Below are 21,176 nucleotides of genomic sequence, written 5' to 3' on the forward strand. Positions count from 1 at the left end.
GCCCGGACCTGAGGCCGCCGCCGTGCAGGATGGGCGGATTCCCCCGCGCGCACGGCGTCCCCGGGCCTATCGAGCGGCTCCGCACCGGGCGGATGCGCGTTCACCCGCGCCGGGGTCGCGCTCCCGACCCGCCACCTGAGATCTACGTTCCGGGCCCAACGGTCGTGTCGAACCTCCGCCCGTCACCTACCCGCCCTGCTCAAAAATAGTTGACTACGACTAGTCGTTCATAGATAGTTGGTTCTGGCTTAGAAAGGAACGGCGGCGGTGGCGAAACGGCGGAAGGTGGGCAACCCGTTGGCCCTGGCGGTGCTCGCCTGGCTGGTGACGGGCCCGATGCACCCCTACGAGCTGGGACGACGGCTGAAGCAGAGCGGCAAGGACCGCAACATCAAGTACAACCGGGGCTCGCTGTACATGGTCGTGGAGCAACTGCGGAAGGCCGGTCTGATCACCGAGTACGAGACCGTGCGCGACACCCAGCGGCCGGAGCGCACCGTCTACGCGCTCACCGACGAGGGCCGCAACGAGCTCTACGCCTGGCTGCGCGAGCTGGTCGCCGAGCCACAGCACGAGTACCCGCAGTTCGGGGTCGCCCTGTCGCTGTTGAGCGTGCTCTCGCCGGCCGAAGCGGCCGAGCTGCTCGGCAGGCGGCTGGCGGCGCTGGCCGCCGAGGCCGACGAGATCCGCGCCGAGTTGCAGAAGGCGACCGACGGCGACGTCGCATGGGTGTTCCTGATCGAGGAGGAGTACCGGCTCGCGGTGCTGGAGGCGGAACGTCGCTTCGTCACCGGTCTCGCCGAGTCGCTGGAGCAGCCGGAGTACGTCCGGTCGTGGCACGAGTTCTTCGGAGGGCAGACATGACGAACGTCAAGACGGCACTGGTCATCGGCAGTGGGGTCGCAGGCCCGGTCGCGGCGATGGCGCTGCAGCGGGCCGGTATCGAGGCCACGGTGTACGAGGCGCACGACGGCCCGGCGGACGGGGTCGGCGCCATGCTCGGGCTGGCGCCCAACGGTCTGAACGCACTGTCGGTCATCGGCGCCGACGAGACCGTCCGCAGCATCGGCGAGCCGGTGTCGTCGATGATCACGCAGAGTTGGACCGGCAAGCGGCTGGCCGAGTTCGGTGACGCGGCCGGCCCGCCGATCCTGCACGTGATGTGGCGCGCCGACCTGTACCGGGCTCTCTACGACGAGGCGGTACGGCGGGGCGTCCGGATCGAGCACGGCCGGCGGCTGACGGGTGCGACGGACACCGGCGAGAGCGTCACGGCGGTCTTCGCGGACGGCACGCGGGCGAGCGGCGACATCCTGATCGGGGCCGACGGAATCCGGTCCGCGATCCGGTCGCTGATCGACCCGGCCGCGCCGCAGCCCCGGTACACGGGCCTGCTCGGCTTCGGCGGCTGGGTCACCGACACCGGCCTGGCCGGCACCGGTGGCGCGATGCACATGATCTACGGCAAGCGGGCGTTCTTCAGCTACAAGTCCTACGAGGACGGGCGCGCCGGATGGTTCGCGAACCTGCCGCGGCAGCATCCGATGTCGGCCGCCGAGGCGCAGACCGTGGGCGCGCAGGGGTGGCTGCGCGTGCTGCGGGAGGCGTTCGCGGGCGACCGCACCCCGGCGCGCGCCATCTTGGAGCGCTGCGATCCGGCCGACCTCTTGATCACCGGAGCGCTGGAGGGCATGCCGCCCGTCCCCACGTGGAGCCGGGGCCGGATGGTGCTCATCGGGGACGCGGCCCACGCGACGACGCCCAGTTCGGGACAGGGTGCCTCGCAGGCGATCGAGAGCGCGGTACAACTGGCCCGCTGTCTGCGCGACCTGCCGGTGAGCGAGGCGTTCGCGGCGTACGAACGGCTGCGCAGGCCCAGGGTGGAGCGGATCATCGCGACGGCCGCGCGCACCAACAGCGACAAAGCGGCCGGCCCGATCGCCCGCGTGCTGCGCGACCTGCTGATGCCAGTGACCATGAGGCTGCTGGCCCGGCCCGAGAAGATGGCCTGGCAGTTCGGCTACCGCATCGACTGGGACGCCCTGGCCGCAGCCCCTGGCCGGACAGAACCTCAGCCCGTGCGCTGAGAACACGGCCGTAGAACGCTATGGCTCCATAACGCGCAAAGCGGTGGGGTGAACTGGACACTATGGCTCCATAACGCGCTGGACGGTGGGGCGCCCAGCTCTCCTCGATGGAGAGGTTCCTCGAACACGATCCGTCTGGTACGGACTATCGATCACTCACAGCTGAACCGTCCTGGGTGGTGGAGGGGCTCTGGACCAATTCCGCAGAGATGGCAACTACGTACAGTATCCGTTTGAGGGCCATCTCTCGGTGTTTCCCACGATCGCGGCATGGATTCGGACATGGGGTCTTCCTACGCTGGCGTTCGTGCTGTGCAGGGGTCGATCCTTTCGCGTCCTTGCCGTCGGGATCGCCGCAGCTACGGTGCTGGCCGCATGCGGCGCGCCGACTCGCGTCGGCGATGACGGGCCCGCGCCGGCATTCGATCCTCCGACTGCGTTCGGGCCGACGATGGCGGTGCTCTCGGCGCATGGCGGACCGTTGCCGATCCTGCGTCTGCTGGACGGACAGGTCGGATGGGCAGCGGGCCCGGGCGGGCTGGCCCGAGTGGATCTGAGCTCCGCGACGGTGGGCTCGCCCGCGGCTCCGACCGGCGGGGCTGTCGGCTCGGGGAGTGTGTCGGTGGGGGCGCCGATCATCGCCCGAGCCGGGGGTCGGCGAGCGGTGATCGCGGTGTTCCCGGTCGAACTCTCCGGGTCTGGCGCCACCCCGCGGCAACCGGTCGCCGAGCTGGTCGCTGCGGATGCCGGCACCGGGGAGCGGCTGTTCACCCTGGCGGTTCCGCTCGCGGACTGGGCGCGGACGAGTTGGATGGAGACCACGGCGGTCGGGGTCGGGACCAACCCCGCCATCGCGGTCGTCACCGCCCGCGGCGTCGTCGCCCCCGACACCGTCCAACAGGTGTCGTTCGGCGTCGACCTGGACCGACGAGAGGTCGTCTGGACCGCGCCCGGCCTGGCGCTCGACGTCGTGGCCGGCGATACCGCCGTCGGGAGCGTCACCGATGACGTCGCCACCACGGTGCGGGCGGTCACCGTCGCGGACGGGGCGACCCGCTGGACCGACCCGGATGGTGGGCCCGTGCACAAGGCCGGGGACGGGCTGGTCGCGGTCTCGGGGAAGATCTTCCACTTTCTCACCACCGCAGAGGGTCGCCGGGTGGAGTACGTCGAGCGTGCCCGGCTCCCGCTCGATGAATCGGTCCGTTTCACCTGCCGCTACGACGAGCGCGAGACGACGGTGTGCTCGCGGCCGACGGCGGCGGGCGGAGAGTACGTGGTCGCGTTCGACTCGACCACGGCAAACCCGCTGTGGCGGCTCCCCGACGGTGCCGACAACCGGGTCGCGCTGAAGATCACCGCAGTCTGGCACAGCGCCGTGTACGGGACGACCCCGAACGGGCCCGTCGTGCTCGACGCCCGCACCGGCGCCCGGCGCAACGCCGCTCCTGGCGTGGCGCCGCTGCTGGTCAGCGCCTACTACGGGATCGGCTCAGCTCCCGGGAAGACCTCCGATCCGGTCGATCCGTTCCAGAGCGAACTGCACGCGCATGCGGCCACCGGCTGACCAGACGAACGTTATGGCTCCATAATGCGCAAAGGGGGCAGGCAGATTGCGCACTATGGCTCCGTAGTGCGCTGGGGAAGGGCGGTCAGGGGGTCTTGATCTTGTCCGTCGCCGGGCGAACGTAGGCGATCAACGACGGCTGGAAGTACGGCCACGGCGTGCCCACGTAGTTCGCCTGCCCGAACGACTGGGCGGCGGTGAGCGGGTTCCCGCTGACGCATTTGACCTTCGGCTCGCCCCGCTCGTCGACCAGCACCACGGTTCCGGCCTGCAGCACGGCCGGGTAGGCGGTCGCGGCGCCGCCGGCGAAGCCGTGCTCGACGACCCCGGCGTCGGCGCGCAGCACCACCGGGGCGAGACGGGCGGTGACCTTGGCGATGTCGCCTGGACCGACGCCCAGCGCACCGGCCCAGGCGCTCGCCCGGCCCTGATCGGCCTGCAGGTCCGAGGCAAGGCGCTGCGCGTCGCAACCCCCGGCGCCGGGCGCACCGAACAGCCCTGCGGTGTCCGCGGGCAGCTCACCGGCGACACCGGCGGTCGGGGCGACACCGGCGCGGTCCTTGCCCGCCGCGGAGGTGAACGGGCTCGGCCCCGGCGACGACGTCGCCTCCAGGCGCACCTCGACCGTCGTCGCGCTCGGGCTCAGCCCGGCCCAGAACGCGCCGCCGGCCAGCCCGAGCGCGACCGCGGCCACGATCAACGTGATCTGGGAGCGCACGGGAAACCGGTGGGAGGTCACCGGACGGGGCGGTCGTCCGCTGTCGGCCATCGCTGCTCCTCGTCGTCCGGGCGTGCCGCAGCGAGGATGGCGCCGGGCCGGGCGCCGGACGAGGGGGCTCACCCCCGGATCGGCGCCGCGCTCCCCCGGCCGCGGGTAGGGCCTGCCCCCGGCCGGCCGGTCAGCCGATCTCCCGCGGCGCCTGGTCCGGCGGGTGGGAGCGGCCGGTCGCGGTGGACCCGTCGGGCAGGCTGAACAGGTTGCGTTCCCAGCGCAGCCACCAACGCCGGCGCACCGCCACATACCGCGACCGGCACGTGCAGAGGAACTCGTCGCCGGCGTCGACGGGCGTGGGAAGCGGGCAGCGGTGGTTGTCGTCGATCGCGCCGCCCTCCCCCGTGCCCGCGGTGCCCGGCCGGCACCGCGCCCGCCGCCAGTCTCGATCCTCGCCGGCCACCCTGACAACCCACCGGGGACGCCCCGGGTAGGAGAGAACCCCCGTCCGGAGCGGGGGACGGCTCCACAGGCCCGGGGGAGCACACCATCGATCGTGCGCCGTCCCGGCGCCACGCTGTTCGTGCCGGACGCGCCAATGGTGGCCGCGTCGGCGCACGAGGACGGGAGGGCCCTCGGAGATGTCTGCTCACCTCGCGGTCCATGAACCCGGCACCGCCCCCCGACCCCTGCCGCGCCACGGCGGGCGACGCCCCGAGCTGTCCGTCGTCATCCCGACGTTCAACGAGGCCGAGAACATCGACGAGCTGCTGCGGCAGCTGAGCGCCGCGCTGCCTGCGGACCTGTCCGCCGAGGCGATCTTCGTCGACGACAGCACCGACGAGACCCCCTCGGTGATCGCCGCGGCAGGCGAGCACCACCGGATCCCGGTCACCCTGTTGCATCGGCGCGAGGCCGTCGGCGGGCTGGGCGGCGCGGTGGTCGAGGGCCTGCGCGCCGCGCGCTCGCCGTGGGCCGTCGTGATGGACGCCGACCTGCAGCACCCGCCGTCGCTGGTCCCGACGCTGCTGGCGCAGGGCCGCGAGTCCGGCGCCGACCTGGTCGTCGCCACCCGGTACGCGCCCGGGGGCAGCAACTCCGGGTTGGACGGCGGCTATCGCCGCGTGGTGTCGCGCGCGTCCACCGCGGTCGCGGCAACGGTCCTCGGTGGGCCGGTGCGGGCGCTGACCGACCCGATGAGCGGGTTCTTCGCCGTGCGCACCGCCGCGCTGCGGCTCGACGCCGCCCGGCCGCTCGGTTACAAGGTGCTGCTCGAGCTGATCGTGCGGTCCGGTCTGACCCGCGTCGCGGAGGTCCCCTACCAGTTCCGCGCCCGGCACGCGGGCACCTCGAAGTCCACCCTCCGCGAGGGCGTCCGCTACCTGCGGCATCTCGCTGCGCTCCGGCAGGCGCAGCGAAGCGCGCCCCGGCCCTCCGCGGCCGGCGAGGCGGCCGCCGGGCCCGTCGCGGGCGAGGTCCGGCCCGCCCGATCCGTGCCGCCGCGCCACCACGGCGTCCTCGACCTGCGCGACCGCAGACCCGAAGGGGGCCTGGACGTCCTGGTCATCACGAGCGAGGCCCCGCCCATCGTGTCGGGCATCTCCCGGTGCGTGGACCGGCTCTCGACCGGGCTGCGCGCGCGCGGGCATCGCGTCGACGTGCTCTCGTCGGTGCAGATCCCGCGGCTGACCGCGGGAGAGGTCCGGCTCAGCGCGCTCGCCGCCCGTTGGCCGGGGATCGCCCGCAGGCTCGACGACTACGACGTGATCAACCTGCACGGGCCGGTGCCCACGATGAGCGACGTCGTCCTGCTGCTGGCCGGGAGCTGCCGCGGCACCCCGATCGTCTACACCCACCACTCGGCGCTCGCGGTGCGCGGCGCGGAACGGCTGTGTGCGATCTACAACCGGATCCACCGCGCGCTGAGCGGGCGGGCCGACATGATCCTCACGACGTCCGAGCACTACGCGCAGCGGGAACGCAGGCCCGGTGGCCCCCCGGTGCGCGTCGTGCCGTGGGGCGTCGACATCCGGCCGCAGCCGCTGCGGCCGTGCATCGACCGGCCGCTGCGCGTGCTGTTCGTCGGCCAGATGCGTCCGTACAAGGGTCTGGAATGGCTGTTGCCCGCGGTCGCCGGCCAACCCGGCATCGAGCTGACGCTCGTCGGCGACGGCCGGCACCGCCAGGACTACGAGCGGCTGGCCGCGGACCTGAACGCGTCGAACGTCCGGTTCCTCGGACGGGTGCCCGACGAGGCGTTGCACCACGAGTACGACCGCAACGACGTCGTGGTGCTCCCGTCGGTCACGCAGGCGGAGGCCTTCGGGCTGGTGGTCCTCGAGGGGATGGCGTCGGGCTGCGTGCCGGTCGTGTCGGACCTGCCCGGGGTGCGTGACGTCGTCGCCGATGCGGGCACGGTCGTGCCGCCGCGCGACGAGAACGTGCTGCGCGCGGCGCTGCTGGACCTCGCGGCGGACCGCGCGCGGCTGCGCCACCTCGGGAGGCTGGCTCGCCGGCGCGCCGAGGGGCTCGGCTGGGACACCTGCGTCGAACGCTACGAGGACGCGCTCTTCGACGCCGTCGCCCACCGGGGACGGCAGGCGCGCCGGGCCGGCACCGAGCACCCCTCGGCGGTCGGGTGCCCGTCCGGGCCGGGCCTGCGCGACGAAGAGACGGGCTGAGCCCGTGCTGGACGTGCGGGCCGAGCGGACGGCGGCCGGTGGCAGCGTCGTCCTGCTGGCGGGGATCATCGTGACGGCGGCGCTGAACTACGGTCTCGGGCTCGGGCTGGCCTGGCTGTTGCCCCAGGACCAGTTCGGGGTCGTGGCGGTGTTGCTGACCGTGCTGCTGCTGGCCACCTCCGTGCTGGCCGCCGGCTTCCCGTGGGAGCTGGCCCGGACGCTGGCCAGGGCCGACGGGCACACCTCGGCGACGGCCCCGGCCTTCCGCGCCGCCGTGCTGGGCAACGTCGGGCTCGGCGCGGTGCTCGCGGTCGCCTTCCTGGCCGTGCAGCTGGGCACCGGACGGCTGCTGCCGGACGCGGGCGTGGGGCCGACGGTACTGGCGGCGGCCGCGATCGTCCTGCTCGCGCTCGGCTCGGTGCTGGCGGGAGCGCTGCAGGGGATCCGCCGTTTCGCCGCGCTCGGTCTGACCAGGGTGCTGGAGGTCGTGGTCAAGACCGGGCTCGCGCTCGCCCTGGTCGCCGCGCTCGGCCTCGGCGTGACCGGGGTGGCCACCGCGCTGCTGCTCGGCGCGGCCGCCGCGGCGGCGTGGGCCTGGTGGGCACTGGGCGACCGGCTGCCCGGCCTGGGCCCGGTCGCGGGCGCGCGGACGTTCGCCGCCGCGGTCCCGATGGCGGTGGGCACCACCGGTTTCGGTCTGCTGGGCACGCTCGACGTCCTGCTGCTCGGGGTGCTCGGCCACGGCCACGGCGTGACGACGGCGGTGGTCGCGATCTACCAGGCCGCCGTGATCCTCGCCCGCGCCCCGTTCTTCCTCGGCTCCGCGCTCTCGGATGCGGTGTTCCCGTTCATCGCGGGAGGCCGCACGGCCGCCGACGCGCACCGCTGGTTGATGGTCGCGCTGCGCTGGGTGCCGCTCGCCCTCGTCCCGCTGCAGCTGGTGCTGTTCGTGGCCCCCGGCTCCGTCCTCGGTCTCGTCTTCCCGGCGGACTACGCCGCCGCGGCGCCGCTGTGCCGGATCATCACCGCGGGCACCGCCGGGCTCATCGTGGCCGACATGCTGCTCAAGGCGCTGTTCGCCCGCGGGCTGGCCAGCGCGGTCGCCGGGCGCATCCCGGTCGCCGTCGCGGTGCAGGGGGCGGCGCTGGTGGTGCTGATCCCGCGGTTCGGCGCGACCGGTGCGGCGCTGGCCGCGGCCGCGGGCACCTGGACCGCCGCCGCGCTGCTGGCCGTCGTCTACCTGCGCCACCACCGGCCGGGCACGCTCCGCCCCGGCACCGCCGCGCGCTGGTCGGTCGCGCTGGGCGTGCTGGTGGCGTTCCTGCTCGCCGCCGGGTCGGCCCCGCGGCCCGTCGACCTGCTGGTGGTCCTCGCCGGGCTCGGCGGCTACGCCGCGGTCGCCGTCCGCCTGCGGGTGGTGCCCGAGGCCGACGTGGTGAGGGCGCGCGCGCTGCTGGGCGGCCGCCGTGGCTGACCCCGCCTATCGGCGGCGGCGCGTCGTCCACACCGAGTGGCTGGTCATTCTCGCCGGCGCGCTGCTCACCGGCGCGACGATGTTGTGGAACATCACCGCCAGCCCCGACACCCAGTACGACGAGGTCGTCTACACCCGCGCCGCCCAGCAGGTGGCCCAGGGCTGGCACCTGACCTGGACGAACAGCCCGATGTTCGTGCACCCCCCGTTGTCGTTCCTCGCCCAGGCCGCGTGGCTGCGCCTGCTCGGTCTCGGCTCCGCGCCGCTGGGCGACGCGATCGTCGCCGCCCGGGTGCTGACCGCGGGCGTGACCGTGTTCGCGGTCCTGCTGCTCGGCCTGATCGCGGCCTATCTCGCGCCCGTGGCGGGCCGGCGCCGCGGCCTGCTGCTGGTCGGCATCGTCGTCGCGCTCGCCGCGACCGACCCGGTGCTGCTGCGCTACGGGCGGCTCGCGCTGATCGAGCCGCTGGCCCTGGTCGTGGCGCTGCTGACGTTGTGCCTGGCGATCTGGCTGCGCCGGGAACGTGCGTTGATCTACGTCCCGGTCGTCGGGCTGGCCTCCGGGCTGACCCTGCTGACCAAGGAGGTCACGGTCTTCCTGCTGTTCACGCCGGTCCTGCACGCCGTGCTGGGCCGGGAGTGGCGGCGCGCCGCGATCGTGCTCGGCGGGTTCCTGTGGGGGCTGGGGCTGTGGCTGCTGTTCCCGCTGTGGTCGGTGGCGCTGGGGCTCACCTCGGACTTCGTCGACATCAAGTTCGCCACCGTCCAGCGGCTGCTCGGTCTGCTGCAGATCACCGGCTGGAACCGGCCGGGCGTCTCGTTCCTCGCCGCGATCGGCGACCAGTTCGGGCAGTACGCCGCCTCGTATGTCGTGCTGGCCTGCGGGGGGATCGCGCTGGTGTGGCTGCTGACCCGCGCGGTCACCGGGGCGTCGCGCTGGCTGCTGGCCTGGCTGCTGACCAGCTACGCCTTCGGCGCCTACACCGTCCTGCTCGGCACGCTCAACGAGCAGTTCTTCGTCTACATCCTGCCCGCCGCGATCGTGGGCTCCGTCCTGGCCGGCGACGCGGCGATCGCCCGGCTCGCCGCCGGGCGCCGGCCGGCGGGACGGCGGTTCCCGAAGGCCCTCGCCGGGGCCGTGGCCATCACCGCGGTGACCGTCGCGGTGCTGGGCTCCTCGCTGGGCGGCTGGGTGCGCCTGTACGCCTCGGACAACGACGGCGTCTTCACCCTCGCCGACACCGTGCGGTCGCGGTTCCCGTCCTGCGCGGCGCTGGCCGTCACCGGCGACCCCGACAAGTACGCCTATCTGCTGCCGGGCCACCCGGTCGCCGCGTTCGCCACCGGCCAGGGCGCGCAGAGCCACGGCCTGCACCTGTTCGTGCTCAGCGACAAGGACGTCGCGGCCGGCTACGGCAACGCCACCAAGGAGCTGACCACATGGGTGCGCGCCCGCGGCACCCTGCTCGCGACGTTCACCAGCGCCACCTACCAGGGGCTGCAGCTGTGGGAGACCCCGCTGGACCCGTACGACCCGCTCGCCGACGTCGAGCCGCTGCCCGGCGGGGTCTTCGTGGGCACCGACACCGCGCGCTGCGGCGGCTTCCCGGTGCTCGACGGCCCGGGCGGCGATTTCGCGACGGCCTGGCGGGCGCTGGGCGGCAAGGCCGTGCTGGGTGCACCGATGAGCGCGAGCTGGACCGCGGCCGGCACGTCCTACCAGGTCTTCACCGGCGCCGTGCTGACGCTGGACGCGAACGGCCGGGCGGCGGCGCTGCCGGTCGTGCCCGACCTCGCGAGGACCGACCCCGCCGGGTACCGGGCCGCGGGGCTGCCCCCGGTGAGCGGCGCTCGGGCCCTCACCGATCCGGCGATCGCGGCCGCCTACCGGCAGGAGCCGATGAACGCGCTGCTCGGCGACCCGGCCGGGCCCGCCACCCCGATGCCCGACGGGCGGGTGCGCCAGGCGTTCGCGGGCGGCGTGCTCGAGCGGGCCGCCGACTCCGACCGCGTGCGGCTGGCCCCGATCGGGCGCCTCGCGCTCGACGCCGGACTGGTGCGCCCCGACCGGGAGGCGGCCGACCGGGTCGCCGCGCCGCCGCTGCCCTCGGACCTCGGACCGCCCCAGCCCACTACTGTGCAGCCGTTCGTGATTTCGCTGCTGGCCGGGCTCGCGCTCTACACCGGGCTGCCGGTGGTGTTGATCGAGCTGGCCCGCCTCGGGTACCGCCGACCCGATCGGAGGTGGCCGTCATGAGGGACGCGCCGCTGCCGGACACGCCCGCGCTGGGTGCGGTGGCGCCGCTGGGACGGCGCCGGGTCCTCGCCCGCGCCGGGCTGCTGCTCGGCCTGCTCGTGCTCGCGATGCTCGTGCGGGCCACCGGGGTGCTGCACCCCGACCCCGGCCCCGATGCCCTTCCCCCGCTGCCGGCCGCCGCCAAGGTGGTGCCCGGGCTGCTGCGCGCGGGCGCGCCGACCGAGACCGATCTCGTCCTGCTGCGGGACACCTTCGCGGTCCGCGGGGTCGTCGTGATCGGCGCGGCGAGCGTGGAGGAGCAGGCCGTGGTGCCCGCGCTGGGGATGCGGCTGCTGCAGCTCGACGTGGCGGAGGGCGCCGCACCCACGGCGGCGCAGGTGCAGCAGCTCGACGCGTTCGTGCGGTCGGTCCGGGCCGAGGGCCCGGGCGTCGTGTTCATGCACGACGCGTCGGGCACCGGGCCGGTCGTCGTCGCGGCGGCGATGGAGCAGCTCGTGGCGGGCCGGCCGCTACCCGAGGTGCTGGCGGGGCTGTCGGCCGCGGAGCTGGACGGCCTCAGCGCGGCCCAGCTGCAGGCCCTGCGGGACGCGGCCCGGGCAGCGCCGGCCGCCGGCAGTTCAGTCTCGAATTCGACGGAGGCGACGAGATGACGACGATCGAGGCGCGCGTGAGCGGTGGTGGCACGGTCCGGATCACCAGCCCCGCCCCCCGGGCGGCGTGGCGGACCGTGTTCGGCGGCGACGCCGACGCGGTGGCCACCCAGGCCCCGGAATGGATGGACGCCCTGCGCACCCGCGGCTACGCCGACGCCAGCAGGCTCTACGAGCTGGACGACGGGCGGCGGCTCGTGCTGCCGCTCGCGGCCCGCCGGGTGGCCGGCATCGGGCTGACGGAGGAGTCCTGGCCCTACGGCTGGGGCTACGGGGGGCTGCTCGCCGAGGGTGGGCTCACCGCGGCCGACTGCCGGCTGGTGCTGGCGGATCTGGCCCGGCGGCCCGCCGTGCTGCGCGCGGTCGTCCCGATGCCGCTGCACGGCGCGCGGTGGGCGGCGGCGGCACCGGGGCAGGTGCGCCCGGTGCCCTACACGGCCCAGGTCATCGACCTCGACGGCGGTTTCGACGCGGTGTGGTCGACGCGGTTCCGGCGCCAGGCGCGCAACTCCGTGCGCAAGGCCGAGCGGTTCGGTCTCGACGTCCGCCGCGAGCACGGCGGCGATCCCGGCGGGCGCGGGCTGGAGATCTTTGCGCAGCTCTACGCCGGGGCGGTGGACCGGTGGGCGGCCCAGCGCGGCCAGCCGCCGCGGGTGGCCCGGCTGCTCGCCGCGCGCCGGGACCGGCCGGGTCAGCTGGGTGCCGCCGCCGCGGCGCTGGGCGAGCGGTGCGTGATCTGGTCGGCGTGCCACCGCGGCGAACCCGTCGCGGTGAACGTCGTGCTGCAGGGGGCGCACCACAGCGTCGGCTGGCTGTGCGCGATGCACCCCGAGCTGGCCAGGCAGACGCTGGCCACCTACCTGCTGCATTCGCTGACCATCGCCGACGCCTGCCGGGCCGGGGTGCGCCAGTTCCACATGGGCGAATCCGACGCCGGTTCGGGCGCGGAACATTTCAAGCGCTACTTCGGCGCGACGCCGGTGGAGTACGCGGCGCTGCGTTTCGAGCGGCTGCCGCTGCACCGGGTCGAGCAGCGGCTGCGCGCGGCCTACGCCGCGGTGTCCCGGCGCAGCCCATCGTCGCTGCGCAGCCCGTGGTCGCGCAGCCTGCGCCCGGCCGAGGGGAGCGACACCCCGTGAGCCGCGCGGACGTCGTCCTGTCGATCTACGATGACCTCGGCAACCCGCACTACGGCGGGGGCGGCGCCGTCGTCGTCGCCCGCATCGCCGCGCGGCTGGCCCGCGACCACCGGGTCACCGTCTACGCCGGGTCCTACCGGGGCAGCCGCTCGCAGCTCCGCGACGGCGTGCGGTATGTGTTCCTCCCGGTGGGGTGGGCCGGGCCGCGGGCCGGGCAGCTGCTGTTCGCGCTGCTGCTCCCGCTGGTCGCGCTCGTGCACCGGCCCGGGGTGTGGGTGGAGAGCCTCACCCCGCCGTTCTCGGCGAGCCTGCTGCCGGTCGTGGCCCGCTGCCCCGTCGTCGGGCTCGTGCAGATGCTGTCCGGCGCCGACATGGCCCGCCGCTACCGGCTGCCGTTCCCCGTCGTCGAGCGGTGGGGGCTGGCCCTCTACCGGCATTTCGTGGTGCTGAACGAGACCGACGGGCAGGCCGTGCGCCGGGCCAACCCGCGGGCCCGGGTGACCCTGATCCCCAACGGGGTCGACCTCCCGCCGGTCGATCCGGCCGGCTACGGCCGCGGCCGGTACGCGCTGTTCCTCGGCCGGATCGAGGTGCAGCAGAAGGGCCTCGACCTGCTGTTCGACGCGTTGGGGCCGCAGCCGCCGCTGCCGGTGGTCGTCGCCGGGGGCGGTCCGCCCGCGCAGGAGGCGCGGCTGCGTGAGCTGGTGCGCGGCGCGGCGCCGGACCGGGTCCGGCTCCCCGGGCGTGTCGACGGCGCGGTCAAGGAGGCGCTGCTGCGGGACTGCGCGTTCCTGGTCGTGCCCTCCCGCTACGAGACGTTCTGCCTCAGCGCGCTCGAGGCGATGGCGCACGGCAAGCCGGTGGTGCATTTCGACCTGCCGCGGCTGGCCTGGATCGGGCCGGGCTGCGGGATCGCCGTCCCGGCGTTCGACGTCGCCGCGCTGGGCGCGGCGCTCGCGCGGCTCGCCGCGGATGAGCCCCTGCGGGCCCGGCTGGGCCGGGGGGCGCGCGCCCGCAGCGCGGATTTCGGCTGGGACGCCGCGGCGGCGCGCTACGCCGGACTGGTGGCCGGGTTGCTGGCGGGCCCCGCCGGTCAGCGGCGCAGCCGGTTGCGCACCGCCGAGAGCCGGGCCCGGGTCTCGCCGGACATCCGGTGCACCAGCGACGCCCGCAGCCGCACCGCCGAGACCACCGCGGCGCGCTCCAGCGGCCCGATCCGCGGGCTCGGGAAGATCTGCAGGCGGATCTGCTCGTGAGTGCCGCTGGCGAGATCGGCCTTGTACTGCTCGTTCTCGCCCAGCAGGTCGAGCCGGGTGAGGCCGGGCTGGGCGAAGGCGTGGTCGATCAGATGCTGGGTGAGCACGACCCCGGGCCCGAGTTTCTGGTAGGCGTCGTCCATCCCGAGCTTGAGGAAGTACAGCGTCGAATGCTGCTGGATGAGGTAGCCGAACGCGATCGGCCGCCCGTCCAGGCGCAGGAAGGCCAGCCGGAGGAGGTCCTGGTCGGCCGCCCACCGGGCGGCCGCGGTGTAGAACCGCAGCGCGGCCGGGCGGGACAGGATCGCCGAACCCGCCGCCCGCTTCCATTCCCTGGCTTCGAGCCGGAACCCGTCGCGCAGCAGTTCGTCGAGGTCGGCGCGGCCGTCGTGCACGGTGAAGGTGAGCTCGCCCGCGTCGCGCAGCCGGTTCGCCAGCCTGCGCAGGCCGTGCCGCCGGTTCTTCGACAGACCCCGCTGGAACGCGGCCGGATCGCCGCTGACGTCGATATGGGGCGACTGCCGCAGCGGCCGCCGAAGCGCGCTCACCCCGTTGCGCGCCACCGCGTCCAGCAGCACCTTCGACGCGGCCTGCTCTCGCGCGAGCGCGTCCAACTCGACGGCGCCGGTGCGCACCGACAGCAGCCGGTGGGCCAGCAGGCCCGCCGCCCCGGCGTCGGTAGCGATCGGGCAGAACAGCGGCGTCTCGGAGTTGGTGGGGGAGCGCAGGGTCCAGCGCCCGGCCAGCAGCGGCAGCGCCGCGACCGGCTCCCCGTCGCGCTCGACGGTCAGCAGCCGCAGGTCCCTCGTCCTGCCGAACGCGGCCGCCCAGGCCCGCAGCCAGCCCGGGCGCACGAACGGCGGGCTGCCCGCGTCGAGCGCCAGCTGGTCCCACCGCAGTTCGAGGGCCGCATCGATCGGGCCCGGCGTTGCTCCGGTGACCGATCGCGTCGACGACATCCGGTCGCTCCGGTTTCTCCGCGACGGCGACCGGGCATCGACGGTCCGGCCGGTGGCGCGGGTCTGCGTGTGCGGGGGAGGCTACTGCCGATCACGCGGCGGGTCGAGCACGTGCGAGGTGGTCGGGATGGCTGACCCGGGACGCGGCCCGCGGGCGCCCGCGCTGCTCAGCGTCGCGCTGGTGGTGCTGGTGGTGCTGACGGCCTGCGGCGGCGCCGCCGAACCCGCGCCACCACCGGGCCCGGCGTTCGGGACGCTCGTCTCGCTGGCCGAGCACGCGCGCGAGGAGGCGGACGCGGGGGTGTCGGCCGGGATGGTGGAGCTGTCCTGGCGGCGGGCCCAGCCCGCCGCGGGCGCCTTCGATGATGCCTACCTGCGGTCGGTCCGGCGCGATATCGAGGCGCTGCGCGCCGCCGGGCGCACGGTGACGCTCGGGCTGGGCCTGCACGACGCGCCGCCGTGGGTGATCGCGATCCCGGGCAGCCGCTTCGTCGACCAGACGGGCGAGGAGTCCGACGAGGTGAACCTCGTGTTCGACCAGCGGCTGCGCAACATCGCCGAGCACTATCTGGCCCGTCTCGCCGCGGCGCTGGACCTCGGCGAGGTGGACGCGGTGCGGCTGACGTCGGGCGGACTGCCCGAGGTCCTCTACCCCGGGGGGGAGCGCTACTGGGCGTTCGACCCGAACGCCCAGGGCGGCCCGGACCGGCCCGCCTCGATGCCGCCGAACCCGTTGCCGGGCTGGCGGCCCGGGGAGGGCGGGGTGAGCCGGCAGGAGGTCCGGGCGTGGGCCGACTGGTACGTGGGCGCACTCGTCGACGTCGTGGAGTGGCAGATCGCCACGCTCTCGGCGCTCGGGTTCCGCCACACCTACCAGGTGCTCACCCCCGGCGTCGGCGTCGGGCCGGCGGCGTACGACGCGGCGGTCCGCCGCGGCCTGCCGCCCGGGCTGCTCGGTTCCGGTGCCGCCTGGCGGGTGTTCTACGAGCGGCTGCCCCGCCGCGATGACCTGGTGGCCTATGTGAGTTCCGTCGCCGACGGCTCCGGCCGCAACGACAGCTGCGAGCCCGGCGACGCCGCCGTCCCGCTGGACGCCCCACAGGCCGCGACCTGGTCGGCGACCCGCTGGGTGAGCAGGCTCGCCCGCGAGTACGGCCACCCGGTCGCCGGGGAGAACCCCGGCTGGAACCAGTCGGCCCGGCTCGACGAATCCTATGTGGATCTTTCTGACGACGGCATGCTGGCCGCGGCACTGCGGCAGGCGCGCGGCTGCGGCTTCCGGTCCTTCTACTGGGCCCATGACGAGCAGCTGTGGGACGGGACGGTGCCCTTCGACGCCTACGCGGAACGGATCGCGCGCGGCTCGTAGTAGATCTCCGGCCGGCGCGGGATCGTCCCGCCGGGAAACAGCGCGTCCGCCTGGGTGCGGTAGTCCCGGATGAGCCGGCGCTTCTCGGCGATCCCGTGCTCCCAGGTCCACGGCCACAGCCGGTGGCGTTCCAGGAAGTCCCGGTCGGGCGTGGCGGACAGGGCGTAGGGGAAGTCGGAGTAGTGGACGACGGGCCTTCCCAGGCGTGCGCCGATCCCGCGGGTGAGCAGATGGTCGACGTGGTTGCCGACGCCGACGGGGCAGAACACCAGCTCGGCACCGGTGGTGGCGACCAGGTCGGAAACCTGCCTGGCCAGGCCGGCGGCCAGTACGCGATCGCCCGCGGCGACGCGTCCCCGCGCGATGTCGAGGCGGTAGGTCGGATACCGGTGCACCAGTTCGGGTACCGCCCGGCCGAGCCGCCCCAGCGCGGCGCGCGATCCGCGGGTGCGAAACAGCGCGTCGACCGCCCCGAGGTGGACGTGGGCGACGCCGAGCCCGGCGAGCACGTCGCGGTCCTCGGTCCGCCGGTCGGCGAACAGCGCGTCCGCGTCGGTAGCCCCGCACTGACGCAGGAACGACCGCGCCGCGCGGGTGTGCGGCGGGTCGGTGGCCGCGGTGAACACGGTGGCCACCGTCACCGGACACCGGGGGGCCAGCGCGGCGAGCAGGGCGCCGCAGGACAGCACCGCGTCGTCGAGGTGGGCGGACAGGAACAGCAGCGGAGCGCCCGCCGACACCGCGGCGTCCAGCCGCGGGGAGGGGATGCTCCGGAGGTTCACGCGGTTCACGCGGCCTCGAGGAGTGTGCGGCCCGCCGGGGTGAGCCGCGGGCGCAGCGGCGCCTGGCCCGATGCCGCGACGAGACCGGCGTCGACCAGGCGCACGCCCGCGAACTGGTCGCAGAAGGACAGGCCGTCGACGGTGAGCGAGGTGCCGTGGTCGTCGGAGACCGTGCAGCGGTCCGCGGCGATCGCCCGCAGCAGGGCGCGGTCGCGGCCGCTCAGCTGGGGGAATGTGATGCAGGCCATGATCCTCGCTCCTTCCGGCGTCGTCCCGGATCTGGGGTTGCGGTTCGTCCGACGGGAGAAAGGATCCGCCGCCGCGGCCTCGCACAACATCGAGTCGCCCCTACAGTCGCCCGGGACAACCCGCGGGTGCAGGTAGGGATTGTCCCCGGGCGGATCAGCGGGCCTGCGGCGGCGCGGCTACGGCCGTCACCACGGCGATGCTTCGGGGCGGAGTCAGGGTGCCTGCGGAGTCGCCCCGCAACCGGACGATCACGAAGTAGGTGACCACCGCGACGAGCACCGCCACCGCCAGCAGGGCCACCCCGACGACGAGCATCCGCCCGATCGAGGCGCTTCTCCAGTCGCCGTCGGTGCCCGGGTGGGTGTCGTCGGGTGGTTCCGGGTCCGGCGGAGCCTGGCGGTGCGGCGCCGGCCGGGACGCCGCCGGCGCGGGTTGCGGTGCCGGTATGGGTTGCGGTGCCGGCGCGGGTCGTGGCGTCGGTGGCGCGGAGGCCGGGCGTCCAGGCGGGTGGGCCACCGCGGGCACCGGGCGGGCGGCGAGCGCGGCGGCGCCGAGCGCCGTGGCGTGGTCGGGATGCAGACGCACCAGCGGGACGCCGAACTCGCCCTGCACCGCGCGGGCGACCAGCGGGATCCGCGTGCAGCCGCCGACGAGCAGCACCGCGGCGAGGTCGCGCGGGGTGACGCGGGCCGAGCGCAGGGCCCGTGCCAGCGCGCCGAGGGTGGCCTCGACCGGCGCGCGCAGCATGTTCTCGAACTCCGCGCGGGTGATCCGCACGTCGAGGTGCCGGTCGGGCAGCAGCACCGGCACCGTCGCCTCGGTGTCGACCGTCAGCGTCTCCTTCGCCAGTGCGCAGTCCTGACGCAGCCGGGCCAGCGCGACTGCGGTCCGCGGGTCCTGCAGGTCGAGCCGGCTCAGCGCGTCGTCGATCCGGTAGTTGACATACGACAGGATCGTCTCGTCGAAGTCGATCCCGCCGAGGCGCTCGATTCCCTCGGGATCGCCCAGCAGTTGCATGCCGGACGGTTGATTGACCAGGACGGCGGCGTCGAAGGTGCCCCCGCCCAGGTCGTAGACGGCGACGACCTCGCCGTCGCGGGGCCGCCGTGTCGCCGCGAAGTGTGCCGCGGTCGCCTCGGGATCGATGACGGTGCGGACCCCGCGCAGCCCGGCCATCGCCGCGATCTGGTCGAGCAGCCGGTACCGGGTCGGGCTCCAGCTGGCCGGCCGGGTCAGCACCACGTGGTCGGGAGGGCCGCCCGCGGTGGTGACGACCGTGCGCACGGCGTCGCGCAGGATGGACGCCAGCAGGTCGGTGACCGAATGGGGCGCACCCCCGAGGATCACCGGCGTGGGGTCGCCGAGGCGGCGGCGCAGGCCGCGGCCGATCCGTTCCGGGCTGCTCAGGGCGCTCCTGCTCGCCGCGTCCCCGGTGACGACGGTGCCGTCGTCGCGCAGGTGCACGACGGCCGGGGCGATCACGGACCGGTCGCCGAGGATGACCATCTCGGTCCCGCCGGGACGGCAGATCGCGGCCGCGACGGAGGACGTGCCCAGATCCACGCCGAGGCCGTAGCGCACCGCACCTCCCCCGTGGCAGGACGTCGTTCATCGTAAACCGGCGATGGCGCGGGCGAGGCCCGCGATGTCGGCCGGACCCACCCGGCAGCACCCGCCCACGATCGTCGCGCCCCCGGCCACCCACCGCCCGGCCTGCTCGACCGAGTAGCGTGCGGATCCCGTCCACCGTCCTCGGCGCGCGTCCCACCCCTCGCCGCTGTTCGGGTACACGACCACCGGTTTGCCGGTGACGGCCCGGGCCGTCGCGATCGCGGGGGCGACGTCGGCCGGGGTGCAGCAGTTCACCCCGACCGCCACGATCTCGGGGACGTCGGCGAGCAGCGCGAACGCCTCGGCCAGCGGCTGCCCGGCCCGGGTGCGCTCGGCGTCGATCGAGTACGACAACCAGGCCGGGACGGGCGAGCCGGCGATCGCGGCGACGAGCGCGCGGGCCTCGTCGGCGTCGGGAATCGTCTCCAGCGCCAGCACGTCCGGGCCCGCGTCGACCAGCACCTCCAGGCGCGGCCGATGCCAGACGGTCAGCTCGGCGACGGTCAATCCGTAGCGGCCCCGGTACTCCGAGCCGTCGGCCAGCGCGGCGCCGTACGGGCCGACGGACGCGGCGACCCAGCGGCGGCGGCCGTCGGCGGCCAGCTCCGCGCGGGCGGCGCCGGCCAACTCGACGCCCAGCCGCAGCAGCTGCTGCGCGTCGGCCCGCCCGAGGCCGCGCGCCGCGAACCCGGGGAACGAGGCCTGGTAGGTGGCGGTCGTGGCGATCGCCGCGCCGGCGCGGAAGAAGGCCAGGTGGGCCGCGACGATCGCGTCAGGGTCGTCGGCCAGCAGCCGGGCCGACCACAGCGCGTCGGACAGGTCGTGCCCGCGCGCCTCCAGCTCCGTGGCCAGACCGCCGTCGAGCACCGTGACCGCGTCGGCCGGCGGGAAGTCCACCGCGTCACGATAGGACGCCGGTCACCGCACGGCGGCCAGGACGAGGTTGGCGCCGGTGTCGGCGGTCGTGCCGGTGACGTCGCCGCGGTACATCCGGTTCATGAGCGTCCGTGATCCTGAGTGACCGGGCCGCCCTACGGGCGGGCGCCGAAGGCGGGGTGGTGCGTGACCCGCCCCGCCGGCCTGCCCGCGCCGAAGGCGAGCAGCTGGACATACCGCTGCGGCACGCCGTCCATCGTGACGTCCGGGCGGCTGCGGAAGCCGAAGCGCCCGTAGAGCGCCGGTTCGCCCACAACGACGCAGCCCGCCGCCCCGCGGCCGCGCAGCCCGGCCAGCCCCGCGTCGATGAGCGCCCGCCCGATGCCCTGACCCTGCCGGGCCGGCGCGACCGAGACCGGGCCCAGGGCGTACCAGCCCGCCGACCCGTCCGAGAACTCCACCGACGAGAACGCGATATGCCCCACGACCTGCCCCGCCGCCTCCGCGACCAGCGACATCGACAGGGCGTCTCCTCGGCGCAGCTGCTCGATGATGTGCTGCTCGGTGTGCTCGCTGTGCGGGTGGTCGCGGAAGGCCAGCTCTGTGACGCGGGTGATGGCGGCGGCATCGTCCGGGCATTCCGGTCGGATAGCCACATGTGCTGTCAAGGCTTTACCCTCTCCGGTTTCGCAGCATCGACGGGCCCCGAGTGCGCGGCGCGCCGCGGTTCTCGTGCGCTCGTTCCCGGCCGGCGACCCGTTTTCGTCCGGCTCGCGATTGACCAGGTCTGACCAGGCTAGGATTGTCGCCATGGCCGAGAAGGTGAACGTCTATGAGGCGAAGACCCACCTGTCGCGGCTGCTGGAGCGCGTGGAGGCGGGTGAGGAGATCGTCATTGCCCGCAACGGGCGGCCGGTCGCGCGGCTGGTGCCCGCTCAGCGCACGGCTCCCCGGCGGGAACCGGGTTCGCTGCGGGGGAGGATCTGGGTCGCGCCGGACTTCGACGAACCCGAGGAGGACCTGGTCGATGCCTTCTACGAGGGCTCGATCTTCCCGGGTCCGGAGCGCGATTCGTGAGGTTGCTCGTCGACAGCCACGTCCTGCTGTGGTGGCTCGAGGGCGGCCCTGGGCTCTCGCCGGCGGCGTTCGAGGCGATGGCGGACGGCGCCAACGAGCTGTTTCTCTCGGCAGCCAGCGTGTGGGAGCTGTCCATCAAGCAATCCGTCGGCAAGCTCCGCGTGGACGTGGACCTGCGGGCGCACGCCGGGGAGCAGGGCTTCACGGAACTCCCGGTCACCGGCGCGCATGCCTCGGTCGTTCGCGATCTGCCCTTTCATCACAAGGACCCGTTCGACCGCATGCTCGTGGCCCAGGCACGGGTCGAAGGGCTGACCCTCGTCACCGCCGATCCCGCGCTGCGCGCCTACGACGTCGCGATCCTGCCGGCGACGGGCTGACGCCGCGTCGGGGAGCAAACGGCCACGACTCGCCCGCTCGGGTGGTGGGC

The 21,176-nt window shown here is 74.6% G+C and carries 19 protein-coding genes and 1 pseudogene; 12 read left to right on the forward strand and 8 right to left on the reverse strand.

What is annotated here, in order from left to right:
• Positions 1-267: 267 nt before the first annotated feature.
• The 3 genes from G567_RS0101495 (at position 268) to G567_RS0101505 (ending at position 3,654) form a co-directional block, all read left to right on the forward strand.
• On the forward strand, positions 268-864 hold the full coding sequence (locus tag G567_RS0101495; RefSeq protein WP_028928567.1) for a PadR family transcriptional regulator: 597 nt from the start codon (positions 268-270) through the stop codon (positions 862-864).
• On the forward strand, positions 861-2,087 hold the full coding sequence (locus G567_RS0101500; RefSeq protein ID WP_028928568.1) for an FAD-dependent monooxygenase: 1,227 nt from the start codon (positions 861-863) through the stop codon (positions 2,085-2,087). Before G567_RS0101495 ends, G567_RS0101500 begins: the two co-directional genes overlap by 4 nt.
• A 622-nt stretch (positions 2,088-2,709) precedes the next feature.
• Complete coding sequence (locus G567_RS0101505; RefSeq protein WP_147201111.1) at positions 2,710-3,654, forward strand: hypothetical protein; 945 nt, start codon at positions 2,710-2,712, stop codon at positions 3,652-3,654.
• Between the two features lie 85 nt (positions 3,655-3,739).
• Here G567_RS0101505 and G567_RS26165 read toward each other — a convergent pair whose 3' ends face one another.
• Both G567_RS26165 and G567_RS0101515 read right to left on the reverse strand, forming a co-directional pair.
• Complete coding sequence (locus G567_RS26165) at positions 3,740-4,423, reverse strand: DUF6777 domain-containing protein (protein WP_051232032.1); 684 nt, start codon at positions 4,421-4,423, stop codon at positions 3,740-3,742.
• Positions 4,424-4,553: 130 nt separating this feature from the next.
• A complete protein-coding gene (locus tag G567_RS0101515) occupies positions 4,554-4,829 on the reverse strand; it encodes a hypothetical protein (protein WP_028928570.1) in 276 nt (91 codons plus the stop codon).
• 178 nt (positions 4,830-5,007) lie between these two features.
• On the opposite strand from G567_RS0101515, the gene G567_RS31655 reads away from it, so the two are divergent.
• From G567_RS31655 to G567_RS36560, 6 genes are read left to right on the forward strand one after another with little or no spacing between them, the layout of a single operon-like run.
• A complete protein-coding gene (locus G567_RS31655) occupies positions 5,008-7,047 on the forward strand; it encodes a glycosyltransferase (protein ID WP_051232033.1) in 2,040 nt (679 codons plus the stop codon).
• Positions 7,048-7,051: 4 nt separating this feature from the next.
• Positions 7,052-8,521, forward strand: a complete 1,470-nt coding sequence (locus tag G567_RS0101525; RefSeq protein WP_028928571.1) for a lipopolysaccharide biosynthesis protein — start codon at positions 7,052-7,054, stop codon at positions 8,519-8,521.
• Positions 8,514-10,778, forward strand: a complete 2,265-nt coding sequence (locus G567_RS0101530) for an ArnT family glycosyltransferase (protein ID WP_028928572.1) — start codon at positions 8,514-8,516, stop codon at positions 10,776-10,778. Before G567_RS0101525 ends, G567_RS0101530 begins: the two co-directional genes overlap by 8 nt.
• Positions 10,775-11,428, forward strand: a complete 654-nt coding sequence (locus G567_RS33800; RefSeq protein ID WP_147200956.1) for a protein-tyrosine phosphatase family protein — start codon at positions 10,775-10,777, stop codon at positions 11,426-11,428. The genes G567_RS0101530 and G567_RS33800 overlap by 4 nt, the downstream gene beginning before the upstream one ends.
• Positions 11,425-12,567 carry a GNAT family N-acetyltransferase gene (locus G567_RS0101540; protein ID WP_028928574.1) on the forward strand — a complete coding sequence of 381 codons (1,143 nt, stop codon included), beginning with the start codon at positions 11,425-11,427 and terminating at the stop codon, positions 12,565-12,567. The genes G567_RS33800 and G567_RS0101540 overlap by 4 nt, the downstream gene beginning before the upstream one ends.
• Complete coding sequence (locus tag G567_RS36560) at positions 12,564-13,823, forward strand: glycosyltransferase family 4 protein (protein ID WP_028928575.1); 1,260 nt, start codon at positions 12,564-12,566, stop codon at positions 13,821-13,823. The genes G567_RS0101540 and G567_RS36560 overlap by 4 nt, the downstream gene beginning before the upstream one ends.
• Positions 13,824-13,855: 32 nt before the next feature.
• Here G567_RS36560 and G567_RS32670 read toward each other — a convergent pair.
• Positions 13,856-14,791: pseudogene (locus G567_RS32670) on the reverse strand (GNAT family N-acetyltransferase); the annotation flags it as partial.
• Between the two features lie 118 nt (positions 14,792-14,909).
• Here G567_RS32670 and G567_RS32675 point away from each other — a divergent pair.
• On the forward strand, positions 14,910-16,151 hold the full coding sequence (locus G567_RS32675) for a hypothetical protein (RefSeq protein WP_147200955.1): 1,242 nt from the start codon (positions 14,910-14,912) through the stop codon (positions 16,149-16,151).
• Here G567_RS32675 and G567_RS0101555 read toward each other — a convergent pair.
• From G567_RS0101555 to G567_RS0101580, 5 genes are all read right to left on the reverse strand, one after another.
• Positions 16,121-16,933: a PIG-L deacetylase family protein gene (locus G567_RS0101555; protein ID WP_211223813.1), complete on the reverse strand. Its 813-nt coding sequence runs from the start codon at positions 16,931-16,933 to the stop codon at positions 16,121-16,123. The two genes, G567_RS32675 and G567_RS0101555, sit on opposite strands and share 31 nt — an antisense overlap.
• Before the next feature lie 5 nt (positions 16,934-16,938).
• Positions 16,939-17,181: a hypothetical protein gene (locus G567_RS33805; RefSeq protein ID WP_037055270.1), complete on the reverse strand. Its 243-nt coding sequence runs from the start codon at positions 17,179-17,181 to the stop codon at positions 16,939-16,941.
• 154 nt (positions 17,182-17,335) lie between these two features.
• A complete protein-coding gene (locus G567_RS26180; protein ID WP_051232034.1) occupies positions 17,336-18,763 on the reverse strand; it encodes an Hsp70 family protein in 1,428 nt (475 codons plus the stop codon).
• Between the two features lie 27 nt (positions 18,764-18,790).
• The gene (gene mmuM, locus G567_RS0101570; protein ID WP_028928579.1) at positions 18,791-19,690 is read right to left on the reverse strand and encodes a homocysteine S-methyltransferase; all 900 of its coding nucleotides are present in this window, start codon (positions 19,688-19,690) and stop codon (positions 18,791-18,793) included.
• A 134-nt stretch (positions 19,691-19,824) separates the two neighbouring features.
• Positions 19,825-20,325 carry a GNAT family N-acetyltransferase gene (locus G567_RS0101580; RefSeq protein WP_028928580.1) on the reverse strand — a complete coding sequence of 167 codons (501 nt, stop codon included), beginning with the start codon at positions 20,323-20,325 and terminating at the stop codon, positions 19,825-19,827.
• A gap of 154 nt (positions 20,326-20,479) precedes the next feature.
• Between G567_RS0101580 and G567_RS0101585 the strand changes: the two genes are divergently transcribed.
• Positions 20,480-20,746: a type II toxin-antitoxin system Phd/YefM family antitoxin gene (locus tag G567_RS0101585; protein WP_028928581.1), complete on the forward strand. Its 267-nt coding sequence runs from the start codon at positions 20,480-20,482 to the stop codon at positions 20,744-20,746.
• Positions 20,747-20,748: 2 nt separating this feature from the next.
• Positions 20,749-21,126, forward strand: coding sequence for a type II toxin-antitoxin system VapC family toxin (locus G567_RS0101590; protein WP_211223814.1), 378 nt, complete (start codon positions 20,749-20,751; stop codon positions 21,124-21,126).
• The last annotated feature ends 50 nt before the right edge of the window (positions 21,127-21,176 follow it).

This window comes from Pseudonocardia asaccharolytica DSM 44247 = NBRC 16224 (genome assembly GCF_000423625.1).
GTDB classification, from domain to species: domain Bacteria; phylum Actinomycetota; class Actinomycetes; order Mycobacteriales; family Pseudonocardiaceae; genus Pseudonocardia; species Pseudonocardia asaccharolytica.